Source organism: Pleomorphovibrio marinus, assembly GCF_003347495.1.
GTDB classification, from domain to species: Bacteria; Bacteroidota; Bacteroidia; order Cytophagales; family Cyclobacteriaceae; genus Pleomorphovibrio; species Pleomorphovibrio marinus.
In genome coordinates this window covers 535,192-553,235 of record NZ_QCXY01000001.1, presented here as the reverse complement: position 1 = coordinate 553,235, position 18,044 = coordinate 535,192, and the positions used below count along the sequence as shown (strand labels likewise).

Here is an 18,044-nt window from a genome sequence, read left to right as displayed (position 1 = left end):
CTAGATACCTGAGCTATTTCGAATAATATTAGTCAAAAATCAAAATATACAGATTTATCTATTTCAATTGATTTGATTATGCTTTTATTTTGGCATAAGTGTCCGAATTTGCCATTTTTTGATTTCGAAGCTGTAACCAATAATCCACCACCATTAACTGTGGCACCCAACAAAGCCAGGCCATGATTCCTGTTTCTTCAAAACTGAACCCAAGATTCATCAACCATTCTAAACCTATTCGATAAGTTACAAAGGCAAATGTGAGCACATAGTTGCGGATCATCCATTCCTGATGCTTTTTTACTTGGCCATCTCGAATAAACCAATAGGCTGTGAATCCCGTGAAAAGCCATGCTAATGCGAGTACAATGATTCCTGAACCGAATACTAATTGTTGAAGGAAAAACAGTTTGTTTATTCCTATGCCAAGTCCAAAAGTCCCACTCAGCAAAATTGCCAGTAAATAGGTTTTACCCATTAGTCGATGTAATTTTACAAATCTGTTTCTCAGTCCTTTAAAAAATTGCAGGGGGCCCAATACCAAAGCTATAAACCCGGTACCTATATGCGTTAGTAGTACAAAAGGATGGGTAACAGTATTGGGGTTATTTTTAAAATAACCCAATCCCTGAATGCCATAATTCAAAGCTTTATATCCCAAATAAATCAAAATAACAGCAAATGTTATTTTAAGCGTTATATCGAGGGCACTTGGTTTGATAGATAGTGTATTCATAGTAGGGTTATAATGGTTGAAGATCACTAAATTTATATTCTAAAACTACGATTCAACCGGTTGCAAGTGTTAGTAGAGATGTTTCAAATTTTAAGACTATTGTTTCATTTTACCTGAATTACAATTAAAGGTTTGGCAATAAAAGGTTGGGAGGCAAAGCATCAATGTAGAAAAGTGTTTTAAGAAGCATTTCGGAGGTTTACCTATCAAATAGGTGAATTTATAGTGACATTATCGAAAAAGCTTGTGACTGATTCATTATTGGTGTAAATTTACATCAAAAGTAAAATCAATGGCAAGACAAAGTATATCCTTAACCCAGCCAAACGATGAATGGCTAAAAGCTCAGGTGGACAAAAAAGAATACTCCAGTAAGAGTGAACTAGTCAATGATTTAATCAGGCAAGCAAGGAAACAGCAAGCCCAAATCGACTGGGTAAGAACTAAATTGGAGAAAGCCGAAGCAAGCGGATTTACCATTGACAGTAAGGAACAGATTCTAAATCAGGCGAAATCTTTACTTAATGGCTAAGTACCGGCTGAGTAATGAAGCAAAGGATGATTTGATACGAATTCATCATTATGGAGCTGAAAAATTCGGTCTGGCTCAAGCTGACAAATATTTTGATTCCTTTTTTAATTGTTTTAAAGTTATTGCTCAACGGCCTTATTCGTTTGAATCAGTGGATTATATAAAAAAAGGCTATAGACGATGTGTATGTGGCTCAGATAGTATTTATTTCAAAATGAATGGAGACATTGCCGAATAATGGCCATTATAGTAAGGCAAGATTTGAATAATGTCTTATGAGCTAAAAAGGGATTTTTCCCAAGTACCGGTGTTCACATTTCTTAAATTGAATTCATGAAACATATGTACTAAAATTTGGAACATATGTTCCAATGCCTATTGCATTCATTTTTTAGCTTTAAGGAAACTTATGCAATCATCAAGGCTCAAATATGATGTTATTTTTATAGCTAGGTTTTCTCTCCTGCTATTGCTCATTCTGCCCATCGCAGCAACTTATTCAAATACAGAGCCCATTTTTCATGTTAAGGATTTAAGTGAACCTTTGCTTCTTAAAGACGGATGGAAGTTTCAACCTGGAGACAATCCATCCTGGGCGGATCCCGACTTGGAGGACGAACACTGGACTCCCATCGACCCAACCACCGATATCCACTATTTGACTGAATTACGAGAAGCTGAAATAGGATGGTTTCGCTTGCATTTGGATGTGGATGAATCTTTATTGAACATTCCGCTGGGCATGACCATATTCCAGCGGGGAGCTTCTGAGATCTACCTGAACGGCGTGTTGATTCACCGATTGGGAGTAGTCAGTCAGAACCCTGATGAAGAACTTATCTTCAATCCGAACCATAAGCCTTACAGTTTTCAGTTTGAAGGTCAACACAATCAGGTTATGGCCGTGCGTTTTTCATTTACAAAAAGAAATCCCTATATGAATTTTCTGGGGCTCTGGGGTGGCAATCCAACCTTGGTGATTCAGATGAATAAAATGGATCAAGCTGTACAAAATTTGATAGAAACAAAAGCCAAGGTGACCTCAAGATTGGTGGGCAAAGCAACTTTTCTGTTTTTCCTTTTCTTGCTCCATTTATTCTTTTTCATTACTTATCCGAGTAATAGGACTAACCTTTATTACAGCCTTTTTACGATCAGTTTGGCACTCGGCTATTTTTTGGAACATGGGTTCCGTTTCATGCCCAGGGAAGGAGACTCTTATTTCATCGTAGGGTTGATCAGTAGTTTGTTTTTTAGCACATTCATCATTTGGGGAATACTTGCGGTTTATTCTTTTGCCAAGGAGAAATTGGATGGCTTGTTTTGGTTTGGGGTGGTTTCGGCACTGCTATGGATCCCTTCCTGGAAATGGCCTTACGAGGCGGCCAATTATTATTGGCCCTATTTCCTGACCATGGGGCCGTTTATTGCTATCCTGGTGAGCTGGAGGGCCGTTAAGAAAAAAATAAAAGGAGCCTGGGTGATCTTACTAGGTTGGTCTGGGAATTTTATTTTTTGGTCACTATTTTGCTTATTTCTTGGAGATATCCTGCCAAGAATCCCATATGATGTGGCTATCACCTTGGATTTAGCCATATTTTGTGCATCCATTTCTTTTTCAGTTTTGTTGGCCATAGAATATGCCCAGACAAAAAGATCCCTTCAATCCAGTCTTTTGGATATGGAAGTGAAGCGGCTAGAAGCAGAGAAAATGCAGGAACTCGACCAGACCAAGTCCAACTTCTTTGCCAATATCTCGCACGAGTTTAGGACGCCCCTTACCCTGATTTCCGGCACAATTGAGCAAATGGAGACAGAGAAAAATATTCCCTCTATGCTTAGGGAGGCACATGAGCTGATCAAAAGGAATGCAGACCGCTTGCTGCAATTGGTAAATCAGTTGCTTGACCTTTCCAAACTGGAAGCTGGCAAAATGACCTTGAAAATGCAGCCTGGGGATATCTCTGCTTTCGTCCACAGACTCGTCGGAACATTTGCTTCCACCTTTGAAAGCAAGCAGATCGCTTTTGAAAATAACCTCCCCAAAAACCCTTTATACCTCAATTTTGACCCGGACAAGCTGGAAAAGGTATTCACTAACCTGCTGATTAACGCCTATAAATTTACCCCGACGGGTGGCAAAGTCGATTTCAGTATGGATATTTTGGAGGAAAAAGATACTGATGTATTAGTGGAATTCAAGGTTAAGGACAATGGGGTGGGTATTCCAACGGAAAGGCTTCCCCATATTTTTGAAAGGTTTTATCAGGGAGAAGCCTCTGCCACTAGGACTTATGAGGGCACAGGAATCGGACTGGCCTTGGTAAAAGAGCTTACAAGTATGCACGGTGGAACCATATCCGTGGAGAGCAGCCCTGGGTCAGGAACTGAATTTACCATTGAACTGAACCTGGAAAGAGCGAGTGAAGCTATTGTGGTCGATGCTAAGGTAAATGAAAATTTCAAGTCAACTGTTTTAACCACATCAAAATTAAATACTCCAACAATCCACTCCATAGAACCCCTCTCATCCACCAACAGCACTTTGCCACTTGTCCTTATAGTAGAGGATAACCAGGAGTTAGGACAATTCATCGCTCAAAACCTTCAGGGGGATTACCGTATCCAAAAAGCTGAAAATGGAATAGAGGGATTTAAATTGGCTACCCAAACCATTCCTGACCTCATCCTTTCCGATGTGATGATGCCTGTAATGGATGGGGTAAGTCTAAGTGACATGGTAAAAAATGACGAACGGACAAGCCATATTCCTGTTATCCTGCTTACTGCTAGGGCAGATTCGGATAGCAAAATTACCGGATTGGAAACCGGTGCGGATGCCTACTTGACCAAACCCTTTGAAATGAAGGAACTAAAGGTAAGGATTCACCATCTGATAGAAGGCAGGAAAAAGCTAAGGGAAAGATTCAGCCGTTCCCTAAAACTGGATCCCTCCGAAATCGCAGTCAATTCCATAGATGAAAAATTCCTGGACAAAACCATGGCCATTCTGGAGGCCAATCTCATGAATTCGGAGTTTGATGTTGCTGTTTTCAGTAGGGAAGTTGGAATGAGCAGGACCAATCTGCACCGGAAGTTGAAGGCGTTGACGGATTGTTCGGCAACTGAGTTTATCCGGATTTATAAATTGAAAAAAGCAAAGAATTTATTAGAACAAAATTCAGGTAATATAAGCGAGGTGGCATATAGCGTGGGTTTTAACAGTATATCTTATTTTAACAAGTGCTTCAAAAGGCAATATGGTACGACACCGACAGATTTTGTCACTGCTTTAAAAAGTTAAAACCCTGGAAATCTATTTCATATGATTATAATTTGTTTTTTAAAGGCCATATAGCCTGCCCCTGCCTGCCCCGAACTCGATTCGGGGAACTTGTTACGGGGGAATCTCGCATCTCCCCGATAGCTATCGGGGCATCCCAGTGTGTGACGTGCTCGTCATGCCCTGACTGCCGTCAGGACAGGCTCGATTTCATCTGTTTATAATTTTTTTTCAGCGGTCAGATGGAATGCCCAGGACAATCATCCCCCTGTGTGAGAATGCTTTCTCATGGGCATTTCATGTGTTTATGATTTTCTTTTAGTAGCGACACCTGTCAGACGGTTCTAAAACCGTCAGACAGATTGGCTTTCACACCCAAAGGGGGAATCCCTGGCTAAAGGGCGGCAGGCAGGTCACATCCTATAATCATCCCGGTTTGTGACTATTTCGTCATACCTGACTACCGTCCTGCAGGCCCGATTTCTTAAAAGCAAAAAAACACCATAAAGAAGGAAGGTGAATAAATACTACCTTCCTTCTATTTTTTTTGGTTAGGCCATCTCCAATATCGGTCGCTGATTGCAAAAATCCAAAAAACCGGAATATCCATTGCCTCTTCCCATTCCGCTGGGTCCAACTCCTCCAAATGGAAGATAAGGTGAAAAATAATGCATAAAAGTATGATTGATCACACTTCCTCCCGCCGTGGTGCTGTTTATCACTTTATCCCATACCGCCTTGTCTTTGCCATACACATAAAGCGCAAGCGGTTGGTCATGGCTATTTACAAAATCAATGGCATCATCTAGCGACTTGTAGGTTAACACAGGAAGTAAAGGCCCAAATATTTCCTCTTTCATGATGGCTAGATTGGGATCAATATCATCAAGCAAAGTAGGAGAGATATAGTTTTCCTCATCATTTGTCTTCCCTCCTGCCACCAATGTAGCGCCATTTTCCAGCGCATCTTCAAGCAGCCGCTTTACCCGTTGGTAATGATTGTTGTTTACCAATCGTCCATATTTTGAGCTTTCAACACCAGGCCCGTCAACACCGTAAATAGTTTCAATTGCCTCTCTTAAATGACCAATAAATTCATCTTTTCGATTTTCCGACACCAAAATATAATCAGTGGTAATACAGGTTTGACCGCAGTTGTAAAATTTTGTCCACACGATTTTACCTGCCGCATCAGCAAAATCAGCAGAATCGTCTATTATGGAAGGACATTTACCGCCAAGTTCCATGGTTACCGAAGCCATATGATTGGCTGCAGCTTTCATCACAATTTTACCAACCCTGGTGCCGCCGGTATAAAAAACATGGTTAAAGGGTAATTCCAATAACTCAGAAGCAACCTCTGCACCTCCTTCCATTACAAAGACTTCATCCTCAGAAAATACCGATTCAACAATTTTTTTGATTAAATTGGATGAATGCGGTGTGAGTTCAGAAGGTTTTATGATGACTGTATTTCCCGCAGCCACACAAGAAACCAGTGGTCTGAAGGTTAGAAGGATAGGATAGTTCCAGGGGGTTAAAAACAAACAAACTCCTTTGGGCTCCAAAATAATTTTTGACACTGTTTTTTCACCACCCAAATCTTCAGGTGTAGGAACTGTCTGAGGGGTCATCCATTTTTCCAGATTCTTGATGACATGGTCGATTTCCACGATAATGGAATCCGTTTCAGATGCTTCTTCCTTTGGTTTCTTATAATCCTTGTATAGCACCTCATATACATTGTCAATATTGGAGATAACTGCTTCTTTAAATTTGAGCAATTTGGCAATCCTTTCCTGAGCGGTGGAATTCTTCAATTCCAGGGCTTTGCGTCGATGATTTTCAAATACAACAGCAAGGTCAACTTTCGAAAATGTCTGCGTTTCCATAGCGTTAGTTTTAGGGTTATTAATTCAATTTCCGGTAGATTCAATGTTCTGCACTAAATGGCAAATGAAATTTGTATTTATGTTGACATAGAACCTGAACAAATCTAAAGAATAGCCTGGTATTGGTTTTATCCATATGTTTCATATACTGAAACTAATGTTCCGTAAGCAAAAAAATAATGAAGCTTTTAGTTGATCAACCGAGAATCCACTGTATCCACCAACGACACACTGCCAGTTGTCCTGATAGTGGAGAACAACCCGAAGCTAAGGCAATTCATTGCTCAAAACATTCAGGAGCGATATTTGGTCCTAAGAAGAAAATATCATGAACTCGGATTTTGACGTGGAAATTTTCAGCAGGGAAATCGGGATGAGCAGGACCAACCTTCACTGGAAACTGAAGGCGTTGACCGACTCTTCTGCTACTGAATTTATAAGGGTTTTTAGACTGAAAAGGGCAATGAGCCATCTGGAACAAAAATCCGGAAACATATCCGAAGTGGCTTATGCAGTCGGGTTCAATAGCCAGAGTTATTTTACCAAATGCTTCAAAAAGCAATATGGTCGTTCGCCTGCGGAATATGTTTGAAGAACAACTAAAACTGAATATTCTTACTCATGGAACATTTGTAACAGTTTTTGGAACATTTGGACCATTCCTTCCCTCCGGAAATTTTTAGATTTGTTCGGGTCTAATACAAACGTTTACGCCCACCAAAACCAATATTCTCACACTTTTATTTGAACACTTCACTAAACCCAAATTTTCATGAAAACCAACCATTTGATTTCATGTCTCTGTCTTATGGCCAAAGCAACACTTCAGTAGAGGACATTTTTGATCCGAATTCACCGGTAATAGAGGTGTTTCAGGTAGTGAAGGCGTATAGTTAGAAAGTCCGGCAATGTCACCTGAAGGTATCCTTTATTTTACAGATTTAACCGTTACCCAGGCAGAAGGAACGAAAGCGGGAATCATTTGGACTTATGATCCCAAAACAGGGGATACAAAAGTCTTTCGATCTCCAAGTGAACCATAGGTGTTATTCTTTGCAACGGGTGTGCAAGCCTACCTTTGATTCGTTTTCTAAATTTGGTCTATGCATCAAAGCTTTGATGAAATAATAACCATTTATCCATTTTAAACCCAAACCATTCTAAACCCAAACTTATATGAAAACCACAGGAATTAGAACAACCGTCTGCCTTACAGTCTTAATGGCATCAGTATGGATATATCCATCACTGGTCCAAGGGCAATCCATTTCAACTGAGATAGAACAGGTGCGTAAATTTTACGCCGTACCTACAGAAAAAGGACTGATCGTTTTAAGCAGAGAGGTCAGATTAAAGCCTGATGTGGATCCAAAAGCCTTTGAAAAATGGATTGAAGCCTATTGGAACCTACAATGGCAGGATTTAATTCCTGGTTTCCAGTCCTATGTCGCCAAGAGAGAAAAGGATTATTCGTACTACTTGGTGTTTAATTCCAATAGAATAAGAAACCTAAATCTCACATATTCAGACAAAAACACAGAATGGTATAGGGAATTCCTCTATTATGAACCTACCAAGTCTCTTTATGATGAATTGTTTGAATACATCGAAATCGATCCTTTTTTCACAAATATTGCTTGGATGGAAATTAAATGAGAATTCCAATTTGATCTATGGACCAGACATGTAACTGTTGAAGAAGACCCAGTTTAAAATGCGATTTCCCTTCCCAAAGTCTGAATAATTAAAATAAAGTTTATGTCCATTTATTTAATTGATTGGCCATAGGAAAAAAATAGATAAATAGGTACTCAATGTAAAGTACAGTATCACCTCTGCAGGCAATACAGAATTGGAAGTCCTTCAGAAAAAGTCCCCTTGAAATTATTCATGACCGATTAGTCTAGGAAGCCAAGCGAATTCTGCTCTGCACGGATAAGTCATCCAAAGAAATCGGCTGGGAATTGGGATTTGAAGAACCTTCTCAATTCAACCGTTTTTTTAAAAAACAAACGGGACTGCCACCCCAGGAATTTAGGGATAAGTTTTCCTCCTATGTTTTTAAATTGTTCAATACACCTTCTCTCCCTTCTTCACCCATATTCCCCAGGATTTATTATAGGTGTGTACGGAATTGGTTTGAATTCCCTCATCAGTAAAGACGGGGTTTTCCTCATTTACCCAATGAAAAATCCCACCGTAAAGATTGTAAACATTTTGATATCCCTCGGAAATTAGTTTTTTTCCTATTTCCTGACTTCTGGCGCCTATGGAACAATAGACAACTATGGTTTTGTCTTTGGGAATATCCGTTACCGATTCCAGGGTAAAAGTCTCGTAACCCACCCAGCGGGCGGACCTGATATGACTAACCGCAAATTCTTCCTTCTCACGGGTATCCAAAATCACTGCATTATCCAAAAAGTCATTCTGCTCGGGATAGACCAAGGGAAAATCTTTCTCATAGGTGCTTTTCAAGAGGGTTTTGAACGGAAGGGATTGGGCATAGGAAAAGGGCACTTGCCATACACATAAAGCCACGAAAATCAACAGTCGAGATAATGCCATCATAAGGATTAAACACCGATTTACTAAGAATAATTTCAGAAGTAAAAACCAAAGAAATGGGCTTTAATAAATGCTATCTTCACCATCCCACGTACCCTGGGGCATTCACCCCCTTCATCCGAAGGTAAACCAAACATTGAGCCCTGTGATGGGCCTGATGGTCACGCAGCAGATAAAAAATATTCTCCTTTGTCATTGCCACTCCCCTGAACTCAATTTCTTCGTTCAAAAGAGCATCGGAACCCTCCCGGATCAAGTCCAACACATAGGCATTGGCCCGGTCAAGTATTTCCAGGACCGCGTCCTTTTCCAATTCCGAGGACTCCTCCTTCTTGTAGAAAGACTTTCTATCCCCTGTAATAATGGCAGTCAAAGAACTGATGTTATCCACAACATGGAGGAATTGCTCTTGAAAAGACATTGCTTCCCCGGTAGGTCTAAAACCATAGTGAGTCTCAGGCATGGCCTCTGCCACTTCTAAGGAGTAATTCATATTGCGTTGCCAGACCTCGGCAAAGTGACTGTGAAAATATTCCTGCGCTTTTAATTCTGTGCCAGCCATAAGCAAAAGCAATACTGTCCATCTAACCCACATAAATCCTTGATTTGCAGGTGTGCAATAAACTCATCTTTTGAGTAAAAACCAATTCGGTTTGTCAGGAAAAATGATAAACGAAATCATCGACTTTGTCTCCACGCTAATATCCACTAGGTCCCGGTAAATCAAGCTGATTTTTTCGTTTTCGCCGCTCTTTTCGCACAAAAACCTTTATTCGGGAAATATTGCACATCAACCTATTTTGAAGCAGGTTACACCAAGGAAAATATGGTGGATATCCAATTGGCGATTGGTGAAAAAGCAATTACCAACATGCTCCTGAAATAATTTAAAAAGCATCTGTCACAAAAAAATAGTTATGCATACTTTCAATTGGAAAAACGCAATCATAGCAGGAATTGCCGGAAAGATATTATTTGATGTGTTTGGCCTGGTGCTATCTGGGGAGTAATGGGTTATTCCCGGTCTCCAGGGCGAAAAAACTGGTCTAGGCCTGCCATACAGGGTATTTGGGCATTACAGTAACGGGATCTTACTGGCCATCCTATATGCGGCCATTGCCCCGTCTTTATGGGGGCGCATTGGCTCAGTCCATTTATTTTCATTACTGCCCAGACCATTGCCCTGGTATGGTTCTTTATGTTCCCTTTACTGGGGGCAGGAGTTGTGGGAAGCAATGAAGGCCCTATGATGGCCATTTGATCGCTGATCAGGCATAGGGTATTTGTAATCCTTTTTATAGGCAAGTTCCTATGAAAATGATGGATTGGGTAGCTAGATTGGATGCCTTCTTGCAATTCAACGATTACAATGTGCTGAAAGACGCAGGAAAGATTTCGGCCACCGTCGCCAAGCAATTAGCAGAAAAGGAGTAAAACAAGTTCAGGATAGTTCAGGACAAAAATTTTGAATCAGACTTTGACAAAGAAGTCAATCGAATCACAAAAAGAATAAAGGATTGATCATGCAAATAGCTCAAGATTTATTTCTTTGGGTCAATGAACCAAGTTCCACCAGCATGTAATCAAAAACAACAATGGCCACAAGAAGATTGATTTATGACAAAATTATCTGAAGGGGAATTATTTTTAATTCAGCCATAGGCCCCATAAATTTGGCTCGTGAGAATTTAAGTGAGGTTGACCCGACGGACATAAACCTAGATGGGATAAAGACCTAAATCGATAAAAAGATGAATTTTGCATACCTCAAAATAGTGCCTAAAAAAAAGAGGTCAGACAGACTGACCTCTTTTTTCGCTCCTCCTCTTGGGCTCGAACCAAGGACCCTCTGATTAACAGTCAGATGCTCTAACCAACTGAGCTAAGGAGGAATTTTTGATATAATTCAAACCCCTTTTGGATTTGGTGATGCAAACTTAATAGGTTGTTGAATGTTTTCCAAACAAGCCATGACAAATTTGCTTATAATTTAATCCTAAAAATATTTTGTCCTAGGTATCAGACCAATGGGTTTTTGACATGTGTAACTAGGTTACAACCATTCTGAGACTTTAATTTTTGCCTCAGCAATTCGATATTTCAATAAATTATTTTACTTTTGCAACTCGTATCTCGGGGTGTATCCCGATAGCTATCGGAATCGGTAGCGTATCCTGACTCGGGTCAGGAGGGTCTTGGTTTCAAATGCCAAGTTTGCAATTGAAATAGTGCATAATTAAATAAATCTCGGGGTGTAGCGCAGCCAGGTAGCGTACTTGCATGGGGTGCAAGGGGTCGTGGGTTCAAATCCCGCCACCCCGACGAGAATAGGCCAGGCTGTGAAACACAGTCTGGCTTTTTTTATGGACTATTATGTGTACATACTGTTTTCCTCCTCACTGAATCGTTTCTATGTGGGACAAACCAAGGGTCTCGAGGAAAGGCTCCTTCGTCACAACTCGGGCAGGAACAAATCCACCAAAGGGGGCATCCCTTGGGTCATGGTCCATTCTGAAAAGGTCACCGACCGTGCGGCAGCTCTTGCCAAAGAGAGACAGATCAAAAACCTTGGAAGCAAAAGGTACCTTCACTCAATCGGCAAAGATATTGACCCTGAGCAGTCCGGTAGCGTATCCTGACTTGGGTCAGGAGGGTCTTGGGTTCAAATCCCGCCACCCCGACGAGAATAGGCCAGGCTGTGAAACACAGTCTGGCTTTTTTTATGGACTATTATGTGTACATACTGTTTTCCTCCTCACTGAATCGTTTCTATGTGGGACAAACCAAGGGTCTCGAGGAAAGGCTCCTTCGTCACAACTCGGGCAGGAACAAATCCACCAAAGGGGGCATCCCTTGGGTCATGGTCCATTCTGAAAAGGTCACCGACCGTGCGGCAGCTCTTGCCAAAGAGAGACAGATCAAAAACCTTGGAAGCAAAAGGTACCTTCACTCAATCGGCAAAGATATTGACCCTGAGCAGTCCGGTAGCGTATCCTGACTTGGGTCAGGAGGGTCTTGGGTTCAAATCCCGCCACCCCGACGAGAATAGGCCAGGCTGTGAAACACAGTCTGGCTTTTTTTATGGACTATTATGTGTACATACTGTTTTCCTCCTCACTGAATCGTTTCTATGTGGGACAAACCAAGGGCCTCGAGGAAAGGCTCCTTCGTCACAACTCTGGCAGGAACAAATCCACCAAAGGGGGCATCCCTTGGGTCATGGTCCATTCTGAAAAGGTCACCGACCGTGCGGCAGCTCTCGCCAAAGAGAGACAGATCAAAAACCTTGGAAGCAAAAGGTACCTTCACTCAATCGGCAAAGATATTGACCCTGAGCAGTCCGGTAGCGTATCCTGACTTGGGTCAGATGGTCAAATTGAGCGAACCCTGACCTAAATCAGGGCACCCCGACGAGAATAGGCCAGACTGCATCGCAGTTTGGCTTTGGGCGTTTTCAATTTTTTTAATTCCTCCACCACCATAGTAGCACTATAGGCTTTGCCATCCAACGAATAACGGGATTCAATTTCGATAACTTGATTCTTGAGTGGAAGGAAGTCATTTTGCCAGGTGATCAATTGACTTTTCGTGGTTATAGATCGATATGGCCAATAGCTACGCTGGCTTATTCTGCAATGGCATTTATCCATAGAAAACTGCCAGATTACAATTTATTTGGCACTATATACCACAACGAATTCCCCCCTAAAAAATGCGTTAGTTTACAAAAATCGCAAATTATAAAGTGAAACATCAGGCCAAAAAAAAGGGTGTAGTACCACCTACACCCGGTAAATATCAAATATGCCTTTGCTTAGCTTACTGCATTGGGGCACCTTTTTAAACTTAGACCCTTTCCAGTTTTACAGGATAGGTCTTCTTGGAAGCCCATTGTGGGACATACAGGTTTTCATCGCTATCCACGCATACGTCATGGGGATGCATAAAGCCCATAAAAGAACGGTCTTTGCGCTGCTCTTGAAGCTTGCCGTCTTTGTATTCGGGAGCGGTGCCCCCCGGCGTGCTTATAACCTTGTCGTTTTTATCCAGGATGGTGATATACCCGGAATTGGGATACTCCTGTGTGGTGCTACGGTACACGGCAGCATAAATGTTTTCTCCCTTGTTCACTGGTCTGCAAACGAAAGATCCGGGCATGGGAATAGTCTTGATGTGTTTTCCGTCTAGGGTAAAACGCTTGTATTGCATATGCCCCCTATCGGTGATCATCAAGGTAGGATTGGCCTTGTCACGGGAGTCCACCAGAATGCCATGACAGCAATTGAAGGTGTCATCGGTATCTCCGGCACCACCGAAGTGGCGAATAAGTTCTCCCTTGGCATTATACTGCATCACGTGGTTTCTGCCATACCCGTCCACGACATAGATGTCACCATTGGCTGGGTGGATAGCAGTCTCAGTGGGGATAAACTGGTTGGGGAAATCATATTTGCCGGTTTCCCTGGGATAATCCAGCTTCATGACCTCACGGCCTTTTAGGTCCGTTTTGATCACCTGGTTTCTATTGGTATCGGTGATGAATAGAAACTGTTCACCACCTTCATCTGAAATGGTCAAGCCATGTGCACCCGGATAGGTAGTGCCCCAGGATTCCAAAAGTTTGCCCGATTTGTCGTAGATCAATACGTTGTTTTTCGTTTCATTGGTCAGCATGATCAACCGGCCTTTGGCATCTTCCACCATTTCATGGCAATCATTGACGGGGTTCTTACCGGCATCCAGTTCACCCCAGCCTTCTATTACTTTGTATTTGTAGGAGCCATGACCAATCACAGTTTCCTTTTTGGCGGCATACGATTTTTTGATCAGCAATGTGGGGCCCACTGCACCCACAATGGTGGCTATGCTAGCTTTTTTCATAAAATTTCTTCTTTCTTCTTTCATTGGATCGATAGAGTTGGGTTTATGCGAAAAGTTCCATTTCTGCCACTCCATGTCCATCTGGAGTGGTATAGAATGGCCTTTTTTCTATTTCATAATTTGTTTCCGGGTCGATACCCAAAGCATGATAGATAGTTTGGTGTATGCTGTCTATTTTAATGGGTTTTTCTATACTCTTGCAGGGCCTCTCGTCGGCGGTTTTTCCATATACATGCCCCCTTTTAATCCCACCTCCGAACATCAGTATAGAGCAGCCATCGGTGAAGTGCCTGTGCATGCCATAGTTTTTCAAGTCCTCAATTATGTCTGGCACTTCCACTTGGTCTTTAACCTGAGCCCCGGGTCTTCCCTCGGTAAGCATATCACGGCTAAATTCACTGGCCACAATGATCATAGTCCTGTCCAACCTTCCGCTTTCGTCCAGATCCTTGACCAATTGGGCAATAGGGTTGTCGATCATTTTTTTCATGTCCACCAGTCGTGTATGCCCGTTTTCATGGGTGTCCCATCCCACAAAGGGTTCGTACTCAGTGGTTACACTGATAAACCTGGCTCCCTGATCCACCAGCCTTTTGGCCATTAGGCAACCCAACCCAAATCTGCCGGTATTGTAAATATCGTATTTTTCTTTGGGTTCCTGGCTAAAATCGAAGGCTTTTGCCTCTGGGCTGTTCAAAAGGGCATAGGCTTGTTCCATTGATCTCTTTAACGATTCCTTTTGATAATCACTGCCAAACTCCCCCATGGCGCTTTCCTGTACCAGCTTTTCATAGAGTTCGTTTCTTGCCTCAAAACGTTTGGAAGACATGCCTACAGGTGGTCTCACACTGTCCAGCCCTGCAGTGGGATCGGGAATAAGGAAAGGACCGTATTCGCTCCCCAAAAAGCCTGCACTGTGAAAAGCCTTCAGTTCTTCACCCTCTCCTACCGTAAAGCGCTGGTTGATATTAATGAAGGGGGGTATTACTGGGTTGAGTGGCCCTAATTCCTTGGCTATCCAAGAACCAATGTGCGGCACAAGTACCGATTGAGGGGGTTCATAACAAGTATGCCAGTGATACTGGTGCCGGGTGTGTAAGATATGGCCTAAATCAGCAGCCACATAGGATCGGATAAGGGTTCCCCTATCGATAATCTTACCAATATTCTCCAGACCTTCAGAAAACTCAATACCATCCAAAGCGGTGGGAACTCCGGGAAAGGTGCTCAATACCTCTTTGGATTCCATGCCTTTTCGGAAAGGGGTATATTTTTTGGGGTCGAAAGTTTCTGTATGGGCCATTCCCCCAGCCATGTAGAGTAGGATAACGCTGTCTGCGGTGGATGGGATGTTGGTGCCGCTTTGGCAAGAGGAAAGCAATCCTCCCAAAGGAGCACCCATGCCCATAGTGGCCATAGCTGCTGCGCTGGTTTTTTTAAGAAAATCCCTTCTCTTCCAATCAAGTCTCATATCTTCTCTATTTTAATTCAATTTAATAAATAATTTGGAATTCCGGAGTGAGCAAAAGTGCCCAAAAGAGATCCTGAACCTCCTCTACCTTTGGTGTTTCGCTAAGTACTTCTGAGGCCACTTGAAATTCCCTTTGCAGGGGATCCCTACCAAATAGTTGCCGGTAGGATTCATGAATAAGTATATCCTTGTCCCCATATTGGGTGATCCACTTTTCAGCGCCGTTCTTGAGTGCATTGTTGAGTTTCACGCCATTGGTAAGCTCCAGAGCCTGCAATAGATTTGCCTGGGAATCCCTGCTGGTGGAGACTACCTCGCGACTCGGACGTCCCAAGGCTTTGAGGAAATCATTGTTGGCCACCAAGGATGCCCTTACGAATTCCAGCCTTCCCTCTTCCTGTTTGGTGAGTTCAAAGGGGTCGAATTTGATGGCTTCCTCATCAAATACAGGGTAAATGACCTGGCTTATGGCATCAGAAAACTGCTCCGCGGTCAACCTCCTTCGGATTGCCCCTTCAAATTCAAAGTCCTCATCCACCAGAAACAAGGGATCCTCATATCCAACTGAAGAAAGCTGATAGACTTTGGAAGTGGCTATTTTATAGATAAGGTCCTTGATGTTATATCCATTCTCCACAAAGTCGTAGGCCAGCCAGTCCAACAGGTCTTGGCTCCAGGGTTCATTGTCCATTTCATCTACAGGCTCCACCATGCCCCTGCCCATGAGTTGCTTCCATACGCGGTTCACCAGAGTTCGGTACATCCTGCCGTTGGAAGGTTGAACGAGGTTTTCTGCCAGTTGCCGCAATTTTTCTGGTCTGTTTGCGGCACTGTCTATTTCCCCAAGTTCTTCCCAAAGTATCTTTGTTTTAGCTTTTTTTCCTAACGGTTTGTCACATCGGCTTACCTCCAGGGTCGTATCGGCAAAGATATTCGCAAAGGCATAGGCTTCTTCCAATTTCCAATCACTGATAAAGCTGTCGTGGCAGGAAGCACATTTTAAATTAAGCCCCAAAATCACCTGCCCCACATTCTGGGCAGCTTGCATCTCGGTGACCTGGCTTGCATTTACATCTCCTCTCCAGCGGATTCCCTCGATAAAGCCTTTTGATTCTTCACCGGGGTTAAGCAATTCCTTGACAAACTGATCGTACCTCTTGTTATCCCTTATGGAGGTGTAGAGCCAGTCTGTAATGGCATAACGTCCTTTGGTAATATATCCAGTACCAGTATAGTCATTCCTCAGTGCGTCGTTCCAAAAGGTAAGCCAATGCATGGCATAGTCATCGTTTCTGGATAGCAGTTTGGCAACCCAGGCCTCCCGTTTATTAGGTGCCGGATCATCTTGGAAGTCAGCATAATCAGTAGGGGAAGGTAACACCCCTAATACATCCAGGTATATTCTCCTTAAGAAAGTCTTGTCATCTACGGGGTCTCCCCAATCCAACCCATTTTTGTCAAAATAGTCATTCACCCACAGGTCAACTGGGTTCTCCAGTCCGTTTTTGCTTGTGGGTAATGGAGGGTTTCGGGGAGCCAATTCCGCAACCCTAAACACAGATTGGCTTTCTGCTGCTTCTGGCCAAGGTGCTCCTTGCTCTACCCAAAAAGCGATGAGTGCCTTTTCATCGGAACCCAAGGTTTTGCCCTTTGAGGGCATGGCATCTTTATGGCTGGCCGGAAGATTTATCCTGCGGATAAGCTCACTGTTCTTGGTATCACCGGGCACAATTACTTCACCGGATTCACCACCCTTAAACACATGTTCTTTTCCATCCAGTCTAAGTTCTCCTTTGATTTTTGCCGCACTGTGACAATTGTAGCAATTATGGGCAAAAACCGCTCTAACCTGTCCCACCAGCTTTACTTCCTGCTCTTCGCTCATACTGCCGCTGGAAGTTTGGAAAGCCGTGATGTCGATTTCAGGTAAGGGCTCCCTCTCGTTCCAAGGCAGCACACTGGTAAGGTATTCTTCGCCGTGGGTCAAGGAAGCGCCAAAGTGACCGGCAACACTAACCCCCAGCGCGGTAACAAAAAGGATAGACCGATAGACCTTAATGCCCCCTTTGGTCTCTTTCTGTGAAATTCTCCATAGCGCTGTTAAGGCCATAATTCCCAATAGGGCTGTTCCAATACCTGTCCACTGATGTAAACTTAAGACAGACCCCCCGTAATCCTCCGCATTGGCCAGTACCAAGCCCAAGATTGCCGCTATTATGGCGGAAGCAGCACCAGCCAAAACCAATAGGTTAATTCCCGGCCTTAGTTTTGAATGGAAAGAAGTAAGGGTGAAAAGTTCAAGTAAGGCTGCAAAAATCAACAGACTAACGGGAAAATGAACAGCCAAGGGATGCAGCCTGCCCAGAAACTTCCAAAGCCAAAACACCTCCTCTTGACCTCCTGCACCTTGAGCTACCACGACATCGGGAATTGTGAAGGTGAGCAAGAATAGAAATGCAAATAATTTGAAGACCAAGTATTTTTGACCGTATGTAAATAGTTTGGGTTTTTTGGCTAACATTTTTATGCTTCAATTTTTCTGTAAGGTACTTTGTCAATTAATAAGAACAATTGTCGGGCAATTATCGTTTCAAGGATGATTATTGCCTTTTCCTGCCTGTTACAATAATATTTAATTTTTTTTTACAATCCTACCTGTACTGTGCTGTTGGCTGCAGAGC

Annotated in this window: 17 protein-coding genes and 2 tRNA genes; 11 read left to right on the top strand and 8 right to left on the bottom strand. The window is 42.7% G+C overall.

Annotation, left to right across the window (positions count from 1 at the left end; all coding sequences use genetic code 11):
- Positions 1-76: 76 nt before the first annotated feature.
- On the bottom strand, positions 77-736 hold the full coding sequence (locus tag DB520_RS02415; protein WP_114748053.1) for a DUF2306 domain-containing protein: 660 nt from the start codon (positions 734-736) through the stop codon (positions 77-79).
- Positions 737-1,028: 292 nt separating this feature from the next.
- Here DB520_RS02415 and DB520_RS02410 point away from each other — a divergent pair, with 292 nt between their 5' ends.
- The 3 genes from DB520_RS02410 (at position 1,029) to DB520_RS02400 (ending at position 4,572) form a co-directional block, all read left to right on the top strand.
- Positions 1,029-1,268 carry a ribbon-helix-helix domain-containing protein gene (locus tag DB520_RS02410; RefSeq protein ID WP_114748052.1) on the top strand — a complete coding sequence of 80 codons (240 nt, stop codon included), beginning with the start codon at positions 1,029-1,031 and terminating at the stop codon, positions 1,266-1,268.
- Positions 1,261-1,506 carry a type II toxin-antitoxin system RelE/ParE family toxin gene (locus DB520_RS02405; protein ID WP_198675219.1) on the top strand — a complete coding sequence of 82 codons (246 nt, stop codon included), beginning with the start codon at positions 1,261-1,263 and terminating at the stop codon, positions 1,504-1,506. The genes DB520_RS02410 and DB520_RS02405 overlap by 8 nt, the downstream gene beginning before the upstream one ends.
- A gap of 171 nt (positions 1,507-1,677) precedes the next feature.
- Positions 1,678-4,572 carry an ATP-binding protein gene (locus tag DB520_RS02400; RefSeq protein ID WP_114748051.1) on the top strand — a complete coding sequence of 965 codons (2,895 nt, stop codon included), beginning with the start codon at positions 1,678-1,680 and terminating at the stop codon, positions 4,570-4,572.
- A 530-nt stretch (positions 4,573-5,102) separates the two neighbouring features.
- Here DB520_RS02400 and DB520_RS02395 read toward each other — a convergent pair.
- On the bottom strand, positions 5,103-6,443 hold the full coding sequence (locus DB520_RS02395; RefSeq protein WP_114748050.1) for an aldehyde dehydrogenase family protein: 1,341 nt from the start codon (positions 6,441-6,443) through the stop codon (positions 5,103-5,105).
- A 328-nt stretch (positions 6,444-6,771) separates the two neighbouring features.
- On the opposite strand from DB520_RS02395, the gene DB520_RS02390 reads away from it, so the two are divergent.
- From DB520_RS02390 to DB520_RS27145, 3 genes are all read left to right on the top strand, one after another.
- Positions 6,772-7,035: a helix-turn-helix domain-containing protein gene (locus tag DB520_RS02390; RefSeq protein ID WP_114748049.1), complete on the top strand. Its 264-nt coding sequence runs from the start codon at positions 6,772-6,774 to the stop codon at positions 7,033-7,035.
- 584 nt (positions 7,036-7,619) lie between these two features.
- The gene (locus DB520_RS02385; protein WP_157971903.1) at positions 7,620-8,099 is read left to right on the top strand and encodes a hypothetical protein; all 480 of its coding nucleotides are present in this window, start codon (positions 7,620-7,622) and stop codon (positions 8,097-8,099) included.
- Between the two features lie 263 nt (positions 8,100-8,362).
- On the top strand, positions 8,363-8,602 hold the full coding sequence (locus DB520_RS27145) for a helix-turn-helix domain-containing protein (RefSeq protein ID WP_317047749.1): 240 nt from the start codon (positions 8,363-8,365) through the stop codon (positions 8,600-8,602).
- On the opposite strand, the gene DB520_RS02375 is transcribed toward DB520_RS27145, so the two are convergent.
- Positions 8,514-9,014, bottom strand: coding sequence for a rhodanese-like domain-containing protein (locus DB520_RS02375; protein WP_317047733.1), 501 nt, complete (start codon positions 9,012-9,014; stop codon positions 8,514-8,516). The genes DB520_RS27145 and DB520_RS02375 overlap by 89 nt on opposite strands.
- A gap of 76 nt (positions 9,015-9,090) precedes the next feature.
- Entirely contained in the window at positions 9,091-9,606 is a 516-nt protein-coding gene (locus DB520_RS02370) for a DinB family protein (RefSeq protein ID WP_114748047.1), read from the bottom strand.
- A gap of 716 nt (positions 9,607-10,322) precedes the next feature.
- Here DB520_RS02370 and rhuM point away from each other — a divergent pair.
- Positions 10,323-10,445 (top strand): RhuM family protein, encoded by a 123-nt coding sequence (rhuM, locus tag DB520_RS27140; RefSeq protein ID WP_114748046.1) that lies wholly within the window; start codon positions 10,323-10,325, stop codon positions 10,443-10,445.
- Between the two features lie 384 nt (positions 10,446-10,829).
- On the opposite strand, the gene DB520_RS02360 is transcribed toward rhuM, so the two are convergent.
- Positions 10,830-10,903 (bottom strand) — tRNA-Asn (locus tag DB520_RS02360).
- 356 nt (positions 10,904-11,259) lie between these two features.
- On the opposite strand from DB520_RS02360, the gene DB520_RS02355 reads away from it, so the two are divergent.
- The 4 genes from DB520_RS02355 to DB520_RS02340 all read left to right on the top strand — a co-directional run bounded on the left by DB520_RS02355 (position 11,260) and on the right by DB520_RS02340 (position 12,368).
- Positions 11,260-11,333: transfer RNA gene (locus DB520_RS02355), tRNA-Pro, on the top strand.
- 41 nt (positions 11,334-11,374) lie between these two features.
- A complete protein-coding gene (locus DB520_RS02350; protein ID WP_114748045.1) occupies positions 11,375-11,650 on the top strand; it encodes a GIY-YIG nuclease family protein in 276 nt (91 codons plus the stop codon).
- An 83-nt stretch (positions 11,651-11,733) separates the two neighbouring features.
- Positions 11,734-12,009 (top strand): GIY-YIG nuclease family protein, encoded by a 276-nt coding sequence (locus DB520_RS02345; protein WP_114748045.1) that lies wholly within the window; start codon positions 11,734-11,736, stop codon positions 12,007-12,009.
- 83 nt (positions 12,010-12,092) lie between these two features.
- A complete protein-coding gene (locus DB520_RS02340; protein ID WP_114748045.1) occupies positions 12,093-12,368 on the top strand; it encodes a GIY-YIG nuclease family protein in 276 nt (91 codons plus the stop codon).
- A gap of 489 nt (positions 12,369-12,857) precedes the next feature.
- Here the strand turns inward: DB520_RS02340 and DB520_RS02330 are convergent, their stop codons facing one another.
- The 3 genes from DB520_RS02330 to DB520_RS02320 are packed head-to-tail and all read right to left on the bottom strand — an operon-like array spanning position 12,858 to position 17,884.
- Positions 12,858-13,916: a twin-arginine translocation signal domain-containing protein gene (locus DB520_RS02330; protein ID WP_114748043.1), complete on the bottom strand. Its 1,059-nt coding sequence runs from the start codon at positions 13,914-13,916 to the stop codon at positions 12,858-12,860.
- Between the two features lie 19 nt (positions 13,917-13,935).
- Complete coding sequence (locus tag DB520_RS02325; RefSeq protein ID WP_114748042.1) at positions 13,936-15,363, bottom strand: DUF1501 domain-containing protein; 1,428 nt, start codon at positions 15,361-15,363, stop codon at positions 13,936-13,938.
- A 22-nt stretch (positions 15,364-15,385) separates the two neighbouring features.
- Complete coding sequence (locus DB520_RS02320) at positions 15,386-17,884, bottom strand: PSD1 and planctomycete cytochrome C domain-containing protein (RefSeq protein ID WP_114748041.1); 2,499 nt, start codon at positions 17,882-17,884, stop codon at positions 15,386-15,388.
- Positions 17,885-18,044: the final 160 nt, after the last annotated feature.

What these genes read in the sequence shown, in the direction of transcription:
- DB520_RS02415 (WP_114748053.1), bottom strand. Translation starts at nt 736, where the DNA reads ATGAATACACTATCTATCAAACCAAGTGCCCTCGATATAACGCTTAAA.
- DB520_RS02410 (WP_114748052.1), top strand. Translation starts at nt 1,029, where the DNA reads ATGGCAAGACAAAGTATATCCTTAACCCAGCCAAACGATGAATGGCTA.
- DB520_RS02405 (WP_198675219.1), top strand. Translation starts at nt 1,261, where the DNA reads ATGGCTAAGTACCGGCTGAGTAATGAAGCAAAGGATGATTTGATACGA.
- DB520_RS02400 (WP_114748051.1), top strand. Translation starts at nt 1,678, where the DNA reads ATGCAATCATCAAGGCTCAAATATGATGTTATTTTTATAGCTAGGTTT.
- DB520_RS02395 (WP_114748050.1), bottom strand. Translation starts at nt 6,443, where the DNA reads ATGGAAACGCAGACATTTTCGAAAGTTGACCTTGCTGTTGTATTTGAA.
- DB520_RS02390 (WP_114748049.1), top strand. Translation starts at nt 6,772, where the DNA reads ATGAACTCGGATTTTGACGTGGAAATTTTCAGCAGGGAAATCGGGATG.
- DB520_RS02385 (WP_157971903.1), top strand. Translation starts at nt 7,620, where the DNA reads ATGAAAACCACAGGAATTAGAACAACCGTCTGCCTTACAGTCTTAATG.
- DB520_RS02375 (WP_317047733.1), bottom strand. Translation starts at nt 9,014, where the DNA reads ATGATGGCATTATCTCGACTGTTGATTTTCGTGGCTTTATGTGTATGG.
- DB520_RS02370 (WP_114748047.1), bottom strand. Translation starts at nt 9,606, where the DNA reads ATGTGGGTTAGATGGACAGTATTGCTTTTGCTTATGGCTGGCACAGAA.
- rhuM (WP_114748046.1), top strand. Translation starts at nt 10,323, where the DNA reads ATGAAAATGATGGATTGGGTAGCTAGATTGGATGCCTTCTTGCAATTC.
- DB520_RS02350 (WP_114748045.1), top strand. Translation starts at nt 11,375, where the DNA reads ATGGACTATTATGTGTACATACTGTTTTCCTCCTCACTGAATCGTTTC.
- DB520_RS02345 (WP_114748045.1), top strand. Translation starts at nt 11,734, where the DNA reads ATGGACTATTATGTGTACATACTGTTTTCCTCCTCACTGAATCGTTTC.
- DB520_RS02340 (WP_114748045.1), top strand. Translation starts at nt 12,093, where the DNA reads ATGGACTATTATGTGTACATACTGTTTTCCTCCTCACTGAATCGTTTC.
- DB520_RS02330 (WP_114748043.1), bottom strand. Translation starts at nt 13,916, where the DNA reads ATGAAAGAAGAAAGAAGAAATTTTATGAAAAAAGCTAGCATAGCCACC.
- DB520_RS02325 (WP_114748042.1), bottom strand. Translation starts at nt 15,363, where the DNA reads ATGAGACTTGATTGGAAGAGAAGGGATTTTCTTAAAAAAACCAGCGCA.
- DB520_RS02320 (WP_114748041.1), bottom strand. Translation starts at nt 17,884, where the DNA reads ATGTTAGCCAAAAAACCCAAACTATTTACATACGGTCAAAAATACTTG.